At 71.7% G+C, this 14479-nt stretch carries 11 protein-coding genes; 4 read left to right on the top strand and 7 right to left on the bottom strand.

Annotated elements, in window-relative coordinates:
• Positions 1 to 64: 64 nt before the first annotated feature.
• On the bottom strand, positions 65 to 1105 hold the full coding sequence (locus tag ACIQNU_RS37785) for an Rv2578c family radical SAM protein (protein ID WP_401375393.1): 1041 nt from the start codon (positions 1103 to 1105) through the stop codon (positions 65 to 67).
• Between the two features lie 158 nt (positions 1106 to 1263).
• On the opposite strand from ACIQNU_RS37785, the gene ACIQNU_RS37780 reads away from it, so the two are divergent.
• The 4 genes from ACIQNU_RS37780 (at position 1264) to ACIQNU_RS37765 (ending at position 7998) form a co-directional block, all read left to right on the top strand.
• Complete coding sequence (locus ACIQNU_RS37780) at positions 1264 to 1707, top strand: SRPBCC family protein (RefSeq protein WP_401375390.1); 444 nt, start codon at positions 1264 to 1266, stop codon at positions 1705 to 1707.
• Between the two features lie 251 nt (positions 1708 to 1958).
• The gene (locus ACIQNU_RS37775; RefSeq protein WP_401375388.1) at positions 1959 to 4418 is read left to right on the top strand and encodes an MFS transporter; all 2460 of its coding nucleotides are present in this window, start codon (positions 1959 to 1961) and stop codon (positions 4416 to 4418) included.
• A 184-nt stretch (positions 4419 to 4602) separates the two neighbouring features.
• Positions 4603 to 7098: a SpoIIE family protein phosphatase gene (locus ACIQNU_RS37770; protein ID WP_401375386.1), complete on the top strand. Its 2496-nt coding sequence runs from the start codon at positions 4603 to 4605 to the stop codon at positions 7096 to 7098.
• 162 nt (positions 7099 to 7260) lie between these two features.
• Positions 7261 to 7998: a class I SAM-dependent methyltransferase gene (locus ACIQNU_RS37765; RefSeq protein ID WP_401375384.1), complete on the top strand. Its 738-nt coding sequence runs from the start codon at positions 7261 to 7263 to the stop codon at positions 7996 to 7998.
• 17 nt (positions 7999 to 8015) lie between these two features.
• On the opposite strand, the gene ACIQNU_RS37760 is transcribed toward ACIQNU_RS37765, so the two are convergent.
• From ACIQNU_RS37760 to ACIQNU_RS37735, 6 genes are all read right to left on the bottom strand, one after another.
• Entirely contained in the window at positions 8016 to 9062 is a 1047-nt protein-coding gene (locus ACIQNU_RS37760; RefSeq protein ID WP_401375382.1) for a hydroxyacid dehydrogenase, read from the bottom strand.
• Entirely contained in the window at positions 9046 to 10122 is a 1077-nt protein-coding gene (locus tag ACIQNU_RS37755) for a dihydrodipicolinate synthase family protein (RefSeq protein WP_401375380.1), read from the bottom strand. Before ACIQNU_RS37755 ends, ACIQNU_RS37760 begins: the two co-directional genes overlap by 17 nt.
• Before the next feature lie 7 nt (positions 10123 to 10129).
• Positions 10130 to 11167, bottom strand: a complete 1038-nt coding sequence (locus ACIQNU_RS37750) for an NAD-dependent epimerase/dehydratase family protein (RefSeq protein ID WP_401375377.1) — start codon at positions 11165 to 11167, stop codon at positions 10130 to 10132.
• Between the two features lie 5 nt (positions 11168 to 11172).
• Positions 11173 to 12135: a carbohydrate ABC transporter permease gene (locus ACIQNU_RS37745; protein ID WP_401375374.1), complete on the bottom strand. Its 963-nt coding sequence runs from the start codon at positions 12133 to 12135 to the stop codon at positions 11173 to 11175.
• A 2-nt stretch (positions 12136 to 12137) separates the two neighbouring features.
• The gene (locus tag ACIQNU_RS37740) at positions 12138 to 13043 is read right to left on the bottom strand and encodes a carbohydrate ABC transporter permease (RefSeq protein ID WP_401375372.1); all 906 of its coding nucleotides are present in this window, start codon (positions 13041 to 13043) and stop codon (positions 12138 to 12140) included.
• A 157-nt stretch (positions 13044 to 13200) separates the two neighbouring features.
• Entirely contained in the window at positions 13201 to 14463 is a 1263-nt protein-coding gene (locus tag ACIQNU_RS37735) for an extracellular solute-binding protein (protein ID WP_401375369.1), read from the bottom strand.
• Between the last annotated feature and the right edge of the window lie 16 nt (positions 14464 to 14479).

Below are 14479 nucleotides of genomic sequence, written 5' to 3'. Positions count from 1 at the left end.
GTCACTCGACCTGATCGGACCGGTCCGGGGTGCCGGACACCGCCGGACGCGCGCCGGGAGCCGGTCAGAGCAGGCTGAGCTGGGTGGGACCGGCGACGGGCTCCGGCTCCCGTTCCGGCAGGGTGATCCGCCGGGCCGCCCCCGCGCGCGAGGGCCCGATCCCGAACTCCTCGGCCAGCTCGTGCACCTGACGGGTGATGCGGCGCTGATACCAGCGGGGCGCGTAGGCGCCCTCCGCGTACAGCCGCTCGTACCGCCCCACGAGATGCGGGTGGTGCTGTCCGAGCCAGGCCATGAACCACTCGCGGGCGCCGGGCCGCAGATGCAGCACCAGCGGGGTCACGGAGGTCGCGCCGGCCGCCGCGATCGACCGGACCGTGGCGCGCAACTGGTCGGCGTGGTCGCCGAGGAAGGGGATCACGGGCGCCATGAGGACCCCGCAGCCGATGCCGTGCTCGCCGAGTGTCCGTACGACGTCCAGGCGTCGTTCGGGCGACGGGGTGCCGGGTTCGACCGTGCGCCACAGCGCGGGGTCCGTGAAGCCGACGGAGACGGAGATCCCGACGTCGGTGACCGCGGCGGCCTGCCGGAGCAGATCGAGGTCGCGCAGGATCAGGGTGCCCTTGGTGAGGATCGAGAACGGGTTGGCGTGGTCGCGCAGCGCCGCGATGATGCCCGGCATCAGCCGGTAGCGCCCCTCAGCCCGCTGATAGCAGTCGACGTTGGTGCCCATCGCTATGTGCTCGCCGTGCCAGCGGTGCGAGGCGAGCTGGCGGCGCAGCAGGTCGGGCGCGTTCACCTTGACCACGATCTGGGTGTCGAAGCCGACTCCGGTGTCCAGGTCCAGATAGCCGTGCGTCTTGCGGGCGAAGCAGTACACACATGCATGAGTACAGCCTCTGTACGGATTGACGGTCCATTCGAACGGCATGCGGGAGGCGCCCGGCACCCGGTTCAGGATCGACCGGGCCCGCACCTCGTGGAAGGTGATTCCGGCGAACTCGGGGGTGTCGAACGTACGGATGGTCACCGCGTCCGCGCCGAACAGCGCGGGGTCCCGTTCCCCGTTTCCCGCGGCACGGTCCGTGAGGTTCTCCCAGCGCATGGCGCCTCCCTGGTAGCACTGACCACAGAATAGAACACATGTTCCCTTGATCGTGCGACCCCACGCCGGGACCCCGATTTGGGAGGCTGTCCACCGGGGTGGTTGGCTGGACCAGCCCACGACGGGACCCCGACGGATCAAGCCCTGGAGGAAGTGCAATGGCGCAGGTCGAGGCCACCACGGAACGGATCATCGCGGCGCGGCCCGAGGATGTGTTCGACGCTCTGGCCGAGTACAACGGCAGGCGCGCGAAAGTCCTCAGCGAGCACTTCAGCGAGTACGAGGTGCGCGAGGGCGGCGACGGCGAGGGCACCCTCGTCCACTGGAAGCTCCAGGCCACCAGCAAGCGGGTCCGCGACTGTCTCCTGGAGGTGACCGAGCCCACCGACGGCGAACTCGTCGAGACCGACCGCAACTCCTCGATGGTCACCACCTGGCGGGTCACCCCGGCCGGCGAGGGCAAGGCACGCGTCGCCGTCAGCTCCGTGTGGAACGGCGCCGGGGGCATCGGCGGCTTCTTCGAGAGGACCTTCGCGCCCAAGGGCCTCGCCCGTATCTACGACGACGTGCTCGCCCGGCTCGCCGCCGAGACGGAGAAGTGACCCCCACCACCCCCGGCACTACCCCTGGCAGTACCCCGAAGTGCCTTGGAGGGGCGGTGAAGTGACCCCGCGAGGTCACGGCCACCCTCACCGGTTCGAGTGGTCTTCCGCACCGCTCCGTTGTACGCCGTAGGGCTCCCACCGGCAGATTCGTCCGCCGGGCCCCGCTCAGGGGCGACTCGTCGCGCTTGCTCGCAGTTGTCGCGTAATGCGAGAAATGTGCGGCGCAGGCGCGACGAGGGGAGCAACAGGTGGGCGGGACGACGCTGGTGAAGGACGCGGGGCCGGGCACGGGGGCGGCCGGGACAAAGGTCCCGGTACCCCACGGAGACCCGGACGACACCCCGGCGGGCCCACCCTCCGCGACCCCACCGGGTCCGCCGCCGGACCCCGCGACCGACCCCGCGCGGGAGCTGAGCCCCCGCCGGGTCCGCATGGTCTTCATCGGGCTGATGCTCGCCCTGCTGCTCGCCGCGCTCGACCAGATGATCGTCGCCACGGCGCTGCCGAAGATCGTCGGCGAACTCCACGGCCTCGACAAGATGTCCTGGGCGATCACCTCGTACCTGCTCACCTCCACCATCGGCCTGCCGGTGTACGGCAAGCTCGGCGACCTGGTGGGGCGCAAGAGCGTCTTCCTGTTCGCCATCGCCGTGTTCGTCGTCGGATCGGCGCTCTGCGGCTGGTCCCGCACCATGGACGAGCTGATCGCCTTCCGCGCCGTCCAGGGCATCGGCGCGGGCGGCCTCATGATCGGTGTGCAGGCGATCATCGCCGACATCGTGCCGCCCCGCGAACGAGGCCGCTACATGGGTCTCATCGGCGCCGCCTTCGGACTCGCCTCGGTCGCCGGACCCCTCCTCGGCGGCTTCTTCACCGACCACGCGACCTGGCGCTGGTGCTTCTACATCAACGTGCCCTTCGGCCTCGTCACGTTCGTCGTCGTCGCCCTCGTCCTCAAGCTCCCCAAGCCGGCGACGCGCGGCCGGCTCGACGTCCTGGGCATCCTGCTGCTCGCCGCCGCGTCCACCTGCCTGGTGCTGCTGACCAGTTGGGGCGGCACCGAGTACGCCTGGGGCTCCCGCACCATCCTCGGCCTCGCCGCCGGAGCCGTCGTCGCCTCCGTGCTGTTCCTCGTCGCCGAACGCTTCGCCGCCGAACCGCTCATCCCGCTGCGCCTGTTCCGCGACCCGGTCTTCAACATCACCGGACTCGTCGGCATGGTCATCGGTATCGCCCTGTTCGGCGCCGCCAGCTATCTGCCGACCTTCCTCCAGATGGTCGACGGCGCCAGCGCCACCGAGTCCGGGCTGCTGATGCTCCCGATGATGGGCGGCATCGTCGCCGCCTCCGTCATCTCGGGGCAGCTCATCAGCCGTACCGGCCGCTACAAGGTGTACCCGGTGCTCGGCGGCGCCGTCTCGGTCGCCGGCATGTGGCTGCTGTCCCGCCTCGAAACCGACACGCCCCGGCTGCACTACAGCATCTGGATGGCCGTACTCGGCACCGGCATCGGCCTGGTCATGCCCGTCCTCGTGCTCGCCGTGCAGAACGCCGTGCGCCCCGCCGACCTCGGCACCGCCACCAGCGCGCACAACTACTTCCGGCAGATCGGCGGCAGCGTCGGTGCCGCGATCTTCGGCACCCTCTTCGCCAACCGGCTCGCCGACGCCCTCGCCGACCGGCTGCCCACCGGGGCCGACCTGCCCGACCCCGAGTCCATCACCCCCCAGGTCGTCCGCGCCCTGCCCGCCGCGCTGCGCGACGGCTACATCCGGGCCTACGCGGACGCCATGCCCCGGATCTTCCTCTACCTCGTGCCGGTGCTCGTCCTCGGCCTGCTGATCGCCTTCTTCCTCAAGGAGACCCCCCTGTTGTCCAGTGCCGCGTCCCAGAACGCCCCCGAAGCCGAGGCCGGTTCGCCCATCCCGGCCGCCCGCACCTCGTACGCGGCCGGGGTGCCGGTCTGCGGTTCGGTGCAGCACTCCGACGGCACCGCCGTGCCGCGCGCCGCGCTCACCCTCATCGACATCTCCGGACGGCAGATCGGGCGCGGGGCCAGCGGCGGCGACGGGCGGTACGCGCTGTCCACGCCCGGCGCCGGGTCGTACGTCCTGATCGCGGCGGCCGGCGGACACCAGCCGCAGGCCGTCTCCGTCACCGTCGGCGAGCGGCCCGTCGAACTCGACGTCGTCCTCGGCGGCGCCGGGCGCCTCGCGGGCACCGTCGTCACCGCCGACGGCTCGCCCGTACGGGACGCCACCGTGACGCTCACCAATGTGCACGGCGAGGTCGTCGCCAGTACCCGTAGCGGTCGCGAAGGCGGCTATGTCATCACGGAGTTGGTGGCCGGTGAGTACACCCTCGCCGGGAGCGCGCCCGCGTTCCGCCCCGCCGCGCTCCCGGTGAGCGTGCAGGCGTCCCGCGAGACCCGCCAGGACGTCGAACTCGCGGGCGGCGCGGTCCTGCGCGGCACCGTACGGGCGGGCGGCGGACGGCCTGTCGAGGACGCGCGCGTCACGCTGCTCGACGCCGCGGGCAATGTCGTGGACACCCTGACCACCGGGGCCGACGGCACGTTCCGGTTCATCGATCTGTCGTCCGGCGAGTACACGGTGATCGCCGCGGGCTATCCGCCGGTGGCCACGGTGCTCCAGGTCGCGGGGGGCGGCCGTACCGAACGGGACCTGCAACTCGGGCACGAGGACTGAGGAGTACGGACGGGGGGCGGCGGGAGGCGGCGGGGGCCGATCCCGACCGGCGCGGGACCGGCCCCGTGCGCGGGGTCGCCCGACGGCGCGAATTCGCGGGATGTCGCACACCGCTACCCCTGGCGGACGTACCGTGGTGGCGGCGGCAGATCTTGTGAAGCCGCCCCGGGAAGGAGCCTTGGCCATGGAACGTGGCACGGGATCGGCGCCACCCGTCGGCCACGGGGCCGAGGGGGAGCCGCCGGCGCACACCGCTGTCGGCCGGGTTCCGCTGGCCGTCGTCGTCATCGACGGCGAAGGGCTCGTCTCGCACTGGTCCACCGGCGCACGCCGTCTGTTCGGCCCCGCCAGGGAGGAAGCCGTCGGACGCCCGGCCGCCGACCTCCTGCCCGTCTCCGGCGCGCTCCCCGACGACGGGGACACCGGGTCCTACGACGCGCTCGCCGCGTACGACGGGCTCGGCCCCGATCTCGAAAGCTCCCTGCACGGCCGCACCTCCTACCCGTCGGCGGGCCGCGCCCGGCTCGCGGAGCACGGGTCCGACTCGGTGCACGGACCGCGGATCGACGTGCTGTGGTGGGCGTACCCCCTGGTCGGACCCGGTCCCGAGCGGCTGCTCGTGCTGGCGGCCGACGCCGACCGGCTGCGCGCCGACGCGGGAGTGCCGGGCGCGGCCGACGAAGACGCCGTGGAGCGGATAGCGCCCGGCTTCGCGCTGCACACCGACTTCCCCGGCGCCGACGAACTCGCCAGGGGACTGCCCGAGATCCTGCCCAGCATGAGCGTCGGCGAGAGCGCCCGTATCGTCGCGCAGGTCCTCGAACTCGGCTATCCCGTGCTGGAGTTCAGCCAGCACGACCGGGTGCCCGTGACGCCCGACTGGGGTGTGGCCCGGCGCGCGGAGCGCAAGGCACGCAGGGAGCGCGCCGCACGGGCCGAGGCGGCCGGGAGCCCGCTGCCCAGGGAGCAGGCGCCCGACGAGGACGGCGAGGACCTGGAGTACGCGGCCGTCCGGGAACACCTCGAATTCCTCAACGAGGTGAGCGGACGCATCGGTTCGTCGCTCGACCTGTCCCGCACCATCGTCGAGGTGAGCCGGGCGGTGGTGCCCCGGTTCACGGACGTCGCCGGTACCTATCTGCGGGAACAGGTCGTCGCCGGTGAGGGGTTCCCCGACGGGCCGCCCGACGCGACGACGATGTGGCACCGGGTCGCCCTGGAGCACACCGACGAACCGGGCCGCTGGGACGACGTCGTCCCGGTCGGGGAATCCATGCCGTTCCCCGTGCACACCCCCTTCTTCCAGTGCATGACCACCGGGGAGCCCGTCCTCGTGCCCCGCATCACCGAGGAGATGGGCAATGCCATCGCCTCGCAGTTCGAGAAACGGGACATCAGACCGCTCATCAACCACCGCTCGATGCTGGTGGTGCCCCTCAAGGCGCGCAATGTGGTCCTCGGCTTCATGATCCTGCTACGCCACCGGGAGCGGCCCGTCTTCAACGACATGGACCGCGTCACCGGCGCCGAACTCGCCGCCCGCGCGGGCCTCGTCCTCGACAACGCGCGCATGTACACCTACCAGGAGAGCGTCGCCGACACCCTCCAGGACAGCATGCTCCCGCACATCGACCCCCGGATGTCCGGCTGCGACATCGCGACCCGCTATCTGCCGGGCACCCTGCTCGGACGGGTCGGCGGCGACTGGTTCGACTCGGTGAAACTCCCCGGCTCCCGTGCCGCGCTCGTCGTCGGCGACGTCATGGGCCACGGCCTCAACTCGGCCGCGATGATGGGCCAGTTGAGGACGGCCGTACAGACCATGGCGGCGCTCGACCTGCCGCCCGCCCAACTCCTGCGCAACCTGGACGACCTCGCCCAGCGCCTCGGCGAGCACTACCTCGCGACCTGCCTCTACGCGGTGTACGACCCGATCAACGGCGAACTGGAGATCGCCAACGCCGGGCACATCCCGCCCGTCCTGGTCCGCGGCGGCGACGGCCGCAGCGAACTCCTCGACCTGCCCACCGGAGCACCCATCGGCGTCGGCGGTGTGCCCTTCGAGACGGTACGGGTGCCGGTCGCGCCCGGTGACCGGCTGGTGATGTGCACCGACGGGCTGGTCGAGATGCGCGGGCAGGACATCGGCGTCGGGCTCGCCACGCTCTGCGAGTCCGCCGCTCATCCGGCGGCCTCCATGGACGACGCCTGCGACACCATCATCCGCGCGCTCGGACGGCGCGGCGGGCGCAAGGACGACGTCGCCCTGCTGATGGCCCGGCTCAACGGCATCGCCGCCGATGACGTGGCCCGCCGGCGGTTCCCCGCCGACCCCGTCGAGGTGCGGGCCGCACGGGAGTTCGTCGCCGAACAGCTCACCGCGTGGCGGCTCGCACCGCTGATCGACCACGCCCGGCTGATGGCCGACGAACTCGTCACCAACGCGGTACGGCACGCGCGTGGGGAGCACATCGAACTCCGCCTCGTGCGCAGCGGCACCACCCTCACCTGCGAGGTCGCCGACGACGACCACACGCTGCCCACGCTGATGAGCGCCGGGCCCGGTGACGAGTTCGGGCGGGGGCTGCGGGTCGTGACCGGGCTCGCCAAGGAGTGGGGCACCAGCAGGGCCGGGACCGGGAAGACCGTGTGGTTCGAACTCGCCCTTCCCCGACGGTAGTTGTGCCGTAAAGGTATGGAGCCGCCTGCTTGTGGGCGGACCCCGGGAGCGGTAGACCGATCATGTCGCCCGCTCGGGCGGCGGAGCGGTGGTGTTCCTTGTCGTGTGTTCCTTGTCGCACGTGCCGCTCCAGTCGTACCTGTCGCACCTGGGGAGCTGGGCATGAGCGTGACGAGTCGGTACCGGGCGGCCTGGGAAGGGTTCTGGAGCGAGGCTCCGGGTGAAGTGGGTGGGGTGTTCTGGGACGCGGGGCCCGAGGTCACCGTAGGCGTCCATCTCGGGCTGTTCGCACCTCAACTCCTGTCGCCGGAGCTGCCGTTGGTGGATCTCGGGTGCGGGAACGGCACCCAGACCCGGTATCTCGCCGGGCGGTTCCCCCGGGTCGTCGGGGTCGATCTGTCCGCCGCCGCGCTGGAGCACGCGCGGCGCGCCGATCCCTCCGGCAGCGTGGACTTCCGTGAGCTGGACGCCACCGAGAAGGCCGGAACACAGCGGCTCCACGCCGAGGTGGGCGACGCCAACGTCTATATGCGCGGCGTGCTCCACCAGTGCGAACCGGACGACCGGCAGCCGCTCGTGGAGGGTGTGGCGACGCTGCTCGGGGAGCGGGGGCGGGCCTTCCTCGTGGAGTTGTCCGAGGCCGCGGGGCCGGTGCTCGGTGGCCTGGCGCAGCGGCCCGAGGGGCCGCCGGCCAAGCTCGAACCGGTGTTCCGGCACGGGATAGCTCCCGGCGAGGTGTCCGACGGCGCCGTCACGGACTACGTCCGGGCCGCCGGACTCGACCTCCTCGCGGAAGGCGAACTGCCCCTGATCACGACGGACCGCCACTCCGACGGCTCCACCATCGAAGTACCGTCCAGGTGGCTGGTCGTGGGCCGCCCGCCCCTATCGGGGAGGTGACCGGGTCGGGTCGGTGGTCAGTGCAGGCGGCCCAGGGCGTCCGCTCCCACCGCGCGCAGCGGTGGCAGGCCGTCCAGGAGGCGCAGCACCTCGTCCACGGCGCCCGCGCCGAGCCGGTGACGGCATTCGACGGTGCCGGCCGCCTGATGCGGTGTCAGCAGGACGTTGGGCAGGGCGCGCAGGGGATGGTCCACCGGGAGTGGTTCGGCGTCGAACACGTCGATGGCCGCGTCCAGCCGGCCGGTCCGTACCTCCGCGAGCAGCGCGTCCTCGTCCACCAGCCAGGACCGCGCCGTGTTCACCAGACCCGCCCCGTCGGGCATCAGGGCGAGCCGGTCCGCGTCGAGCAGATGCCGCGTCTCGGCGGTCGCGGGCGCGTGCACGGCGACGACCCTGCTGGACGCCAACAGAGCCTCCAGTGACAGGAGTTGTACGCCGATCTCCTCGGCGTCCTCCGGTGTCAGGTACGGGTCGGTCACCGCCACGCGGGCGCCCACGGCGCGGGCGAGCGCGATGTACGCCCTGCCGGTGCGCGAGGCACCGATGACGCCGATCGCGCTGCCATGGATCTCGTGCCGCACCGGCGCCACACCCGCCGTGTCCCAGTCGGCGCCCCCGCGCAGCGCGTGGTCGAAGCGGTGGACGCGGTGCAGCAGCGCCAGCGTGAAGGCGAGCGCGACCTCGGCGACGGGCCGCGCCATCTCGTCGCCGCACTGCGTCACCCGCACCCCGCGCCGGAACACCTCCTCGGTGACGTACGGGGCGACGGCCGACCCGGTGTGCGCCACCAGCGCCAACCCGTCGGCCACATCGAGGAGTCCGGCGTCCACCCGGGGCGTGCCCCAGGAGGTGATCAGCGCGCGGGCGCCCGGCAGCGCCCCGGCGAGCGCGGCACGGTCCTCGTGCGCGTCGAGGACCGTCAGCTCCGCACGGTCGGCGAGCCGTGCCCAGGTCGCGGGGGTGAAGAACTCGGCGCGGCGCGCGGGCGGCACACTCACGACGACCCTCGGCCGCCCACCGGTCCCACCCGCTCCGACGGCTTCGGCTTCAGCGGAGCCAGTCATCAAGGTGCTCCTTCACGAAGTCGTCGTCCGTCAGCCACGGATACGCCGCCGCCACCCGGGTCAGCTCCCCGGACTGCCCCGGGGACAGTGTCGCCGTCGGATCGAGACACCAGGTGCCGTCCAACAGGCCCTGGCGGCGCAGCACTTCGTGCACCCCGGCGATACAGCCACGGAACCCGCCGCGCACGTCGAACACGGCCTGGTTGGCGTCCGTCAGCTCGGGCCGGCGCGCCAGGCACCGCACCATCGCCTCGTGGTCACCGGCCCGCGCCCGGCGGATGTCGTCCAGGAGGGCGACCGCCGCGTGCGTCCACACCGCCCACTGGCCGAGGAGCCCGCCCGCGAACCAGCGCTGGCCGGTCCCTGTCCCGGTCCCGTACGGGGTGAGCAGGTCGCCGATGATGTCGTCGTCGTTGCCGGTGTACAGGGCGACCTCGTCCGCGCGGTCGGCGGCGGCCACCGCGCGTATCACGTCGGCGGTGCGGTAGCGGTCGAATGGCGCGATCTTCACGGCGACCGTGGACGGGAGGTCCGTGAACGCCGACCAGAAGGACGGCGACAGATAGCGTCCGCCGACCGCCTCCTGAAGGTAGAAGCCGATCACCGGCAGGACCTCGCCGACCGCGCGGGCCCGTTCGATGAGGCCCTTCTCGTCGGCGCCCGGCACCGCGGGGCTCAGCAGCACCGCGTCATAGCCGAGCGACGCGGCGAGTTCGGCCTCGGCGACGGCCTGCGCGGTGTAGCCGCAGGCCCCGGCGACCTTGACGAACGGGCGGTCCGCCGCCGCCCGGATCGTGTCGGCGGCGAGTTCCAGGACCGGCTTCAGCAGGCCGACGCCCGGTTCCCTGATCTCGAACTGGGTGGTGTGCACGGCGACCGCGACCCCGCCCGCGCCGGACGCCAGGTAGTAGCGGGTCAGCGCCCGCTGCCGCCGCTCGTCCAGCGTCAGCGCGGCGGTGAGGGCCAGCGGGTGGGCGGGGATGACAGTGCCCCCGGCCAGTACCTCCAGGGGGGCCGGCAGCTCGCACGAGGTGTCCGATGGGGTGTCCGAAGAAGACATGGGGGGCTCAGAACCTTCCGTCGCGTACCTGGAACTTGGTGGGCTTGCCGGACAGCGGAAGCCCTCGGCGCAGCCAGTCCGCCTGCCAGCCGACCAGCGTGCGCAGCGGCACGTCCGGATAGCCGAACAGGGCGTGGCACCGGCTCGCGTCGGACAGCAGCGCCGTACCGCTCTCCGCGCCGTCGAAGACGGGCTCCGTGCCGAACTCCTCGCCGAACCACTGGGCGATCCGGCGTACGGACGCCGTCTCCGGGCCGGTCAGATTCACCGTGAAGGCGCCGCCGTCACCGCCGGTGGCGTGCGTCAGCGACCGCAGGGTGACCTCGTTCGCGTACCCCTGCCAGACCACGTTCACGGCGCCCGTGCGGACGTCGACGGGCTCGCCCGCGCGGACCCGGCCCGCGAGGTCGGCCAGTACCCCGTACCGCAGGTCGACCGCGTAGTTGAGGCGGATCAGGGCGGTGCGGGTGCCCCGGGTGAGGGCCGCGTGTTCGAAGATCCGCTCGCGGCCCAGGCACGACATGGCGTACTCGCCGACCGGTCCGACCGGGTCGCCCTCGGCGCAGCCGCCCGAGACGACCGGCACCAGTGGATACACGTTGCCCGTCGAGAAAGCGGCGATCCGCGCGTCCGGCCAGCGTCGCGCGACCCGGTCGGGCATCGCCGCGTTCACCGCCCACGCGTGCGAAGGCGCCCCGGCGGAGCCGAACTTGGCGCCGACCATGAAGACGACGTCCGCCGCGTCGGGCAGGGTCGCGAGGTCCGCGGCCGGGTCCATCAGGTCGAAGGCGACGGTCCGTACGTTGTCGGCCTCCAGGGCGTCGGCGGCGGCCCGGTCCGACCAGCGCGACACCGCGTACACCTCGCTGTCCGTACGGCCGGCCGCGTCGAGGGCGCGCCGGGCCAGGCGGCACAGGCTGGGGCCCATCTTGCCGCCCGCGCCGAGCACCAGCAGATCGCCGTCGAGCCGGCCCAGGTCCGCGACGAGGGCGGGCGACGGGGTCGCGAGACGCTCTTCGAGCGCCGCTTCGTCGGTGAACACCATGCGCGCTATCCCTTGATCCCGGACGCCGTGACGCCCTCGGTGAAGTAACGCTGGCCCACCAGATACGCGGCGAAGATGGGCACGAACGCGATGACGGAGCCCGACAGGACGACGTTCAGCGGCACGTTCTGCTGCTGGAGCGAGGCGATGCCCACGGTGAGCGTACGCATGTCGGTGGACTGGCCGACGACGAGCGGCCACAGGAAGTCGTTCCAGTGCCACAGGAAGACGAACACACCGAGCGTGGCCAGGATCGGTTTGAGCAGCGGCAGCACGACGCGGCGGAAGATCTGCCACTCGTTGCAGCCGTCGAGCCGTGCCGCCTCGAAGAGTTCGTCGGGCAGCCCCTGGATGAACTGCCGCATCAGGAACACGGCTTGGGCGTTGGCGAGGGTCGGCACGATCAGACCCCAGTAGGTGTCGACGCCGCCCATCTTCGCGATCATCGCGAAGGTCGGGATCATCGTGACGTGGTACGGCACCATCACCATCGACAGGAACGACCAGAACATCGTCTCGCGCCCCGGGAAGCGTTTCTTGGCGAACGCGTACCCGGCGAGCGAGGCGAGCAGCAGCACACCGACGACCGAGATCACCGAGTACATCAGCGTGTTGAACAGCCAGCGCGGCACGTCCTGCGCGTTCATCACGCTGTCGTACGCGTCGCCGGTCAGCGGCCACGGGACGAGGCTGCCGGGGAACTCGACGGCGGCGGACGGCTTCAGGGAGAGCACGACCATCGCGTAGAACGGGAACACGGTGACGACGGCGGCGACCGTGAGGAGCAGGGCGCGGGCGATCCGTCCGCCGCGCGAGGCGCGCATCGCGTGCGGCACGGTGTCGCGCTCGGCCTCCCGGCGCAGCCGGCGGGCGGTCCGCCGGTCCGGCGGCGTCGGTGCGCCGTCGTTCCGCGCGCCGTCCTTCCGCGGGCCGGCGGGCGAGGTCTCGACCGGTGTGGTGGTGGTCATGGTCACTGGTCCTTCCCGATCACGAGCCGCTGGACGACGGCGACCACGACGGTCAGCACGAACAGGGCGACCCCGATGGCCGACGCGTAGCCCAGGTCGAAGTACTTGAAGCCCGCGTCGTAGAGCTGGAAGACGAGCGTGTAACTGGCGTTGGCGGGTCCGCCGCCGGTCATCGTGTAGACGGCGTCGAAGACCTGGAACGACGCGGTCGTCTCGATCACCGCGAGGAAGAACAGCGTGGGCCTGAGCTGCGGCAGCACGATGTGCCGGAACCGCTGCCAGGCGCCCGCGCCGTCCGTGAGGGCCGCCTCCTCCAGCTCCCTGGGGATGTCCTGCATCCGGGCGAGCAGGATCAGCATCCCGTACCCGAACCGCGACCAGACGCCGACGAGCGCGAGCGCGGGGATGACCAATACATCGTCGGAGAGCCAGGACCCCTCGGACATCCCGAACCAGCCCATGACCGTCGACCAGGGGCCGCCCGTCGAGAAGATCCACACGAACACGGTCGCGGCGAGCACCAGCGAGGTGACGACCGGCAGGAAGAACACCGAGCGGAACACCTTCGAGCCGCGGAACGCCCGGCGGGTCAGCAGCGCGAGCGCGACGGACACGACGAGGGTGCCCGGCACGGCGATCACCGTGTACAGGACGGTCACCTTCAGGGCCTGCCAGAACAGCGGATCGGCCCACAGGCGGGTGAAGTTGTCCAGGCCGATGAACTTCCCGCCGCCGGTCAGCGAGTAGTCGGTGAAGCTCATCAGGACACCGGCGACACCCGGGCCGAAGCGGAAGGCCAGGAAGAGCAGGAAGCAGGGGAGGACGAACAGCAGACCGATCCGGGCCTCGCGGCGCGCCATCGGCCCGCTGAGACGGCCCCGACGGGCGCGTTCCGCGACGACTGCCACGGTGAATCTCCTTGCGGTTCGGGGGAGTTCGGGGGAGTTCGGAGGGTGCGGGTGTGCGGGTGTGCGGGTCAGGGGGTGCGGGCCCCGCCCGGGTCGGTGGGTGTCACCGGCCGGGGCCCGCGGTCGGGATGCGCTACGTGCCTGGTGCGCCGCCGCGTCAACGGGCGAGCATCGCGTCCGCCGCCTTCGCCGCCGCGTCCAGCGCGTCCTGCGGGCTCTTCTTGCCGAGCAGCGCCGCCTGGATCTCCGGCGCCAGCACGCCCATCACCTCACGGGACTTCTCGTGCAGCGGACCCGCGGTCATGCTTGGCAGGGTGTCGCCGACGGCCTTCTGGAGGGCGTCGCCGGGGTAGAGGTCGCCGCCGGAGGTGCGGGCCGGGAAGTAGCCGGCCGAGGTCTCCAGACCCGCCGCGTTCTTCGCCTCGGCGGCGAACGTGATCCACTCGCCCGCGAGATCCTTGTTGCCGCCCTTCAGCAGCGACAGCGCGCCCACGGTCCCGTACCCGATGGACTCGGTGTCCTTGAGCGGCGGCTGGACGACGATGTTCTCCTTGCCCCAGAACGGCTCGACGTCGGCGGGCGTGTTCTGCCAGGTGCAGGCGACCTTGCCCTTGGCGATCGGTGTCTGCTCCAGCTTCGGCGTCGTCGTCACCAGGTCCTTGTCGGTGTATCCGCCGTCCACGAGCTTCTTCAGATACGTGAGCGCCTTGACGCCGGCCGCGTCGCTGAACGCGGTCTTCTTGCCGTCCGCCGCGAACACGTCACCGCCCGCCTGCCACAGCAGCGGATAGAACGTCATGTTGAGGGTCTGCTGGGTGTCGCCGCTGTAGCTGGTCGCGTAGTAGCCCTTCTTCTTCAGCTCCGGCGCCAGCGCCTCCAGGTCCGCCCAGGTCGACGGGTAGGCCGTCTCACCGATCGCGTCGAACACCCGCTTGTCGCAGATCAGCGGGTTCGCGCTGGTCAGCACGGGGGTGCCGAGCGCCTTGCCGTCCACGGTCACCGAATCCATGGCGAACTCGGTGTAGTCCTTCTTCGCGTCGGCCGGCATGTACTCGTCGGCGGGCACGATGTTCTTCGCGTACTTGGGCAGTTGGTCCGGCACCAGGTACACCACGTCGGGTCCCTTGCCGGAGGCGATGGCGGTGGCGAGGGCGGTGTCCCGGTTGGCCCACGGGAAGGTCTCCACCTTCACGGTGACCCCGGCGTGCTCCTTCTCGAACTCCTTGACCAGGCCGTCCCAGTACTCCTTGTTCTTCGCCTCGTCGAAGATCACGGGGTACGTCCACATGGTCACGGTCTTGCTGTCGCTGCCGCTGCCCGAGCCACCGCAGGCGGCGAGCAGCGTGGTGGCGAGCGCGGTCGCCACCACGGGGACGGCGACGGCACGGATTCTGATGCGGCGGTGCGTGGTACGGGACATGAGGGTGGCCTCCGGA

This window comes from Streptomyces sp. NPDC091292 (genome assembly GCF_044757265.1).
Classification (GTDB): Bacteria; Actinomycetota; Actinomycetes; order Streptomycetales; family Streptomycetaceae; genus Streptomyces.
This window is presented reverse-complemented; position numbering and strand designations above follow the sequence as displayed.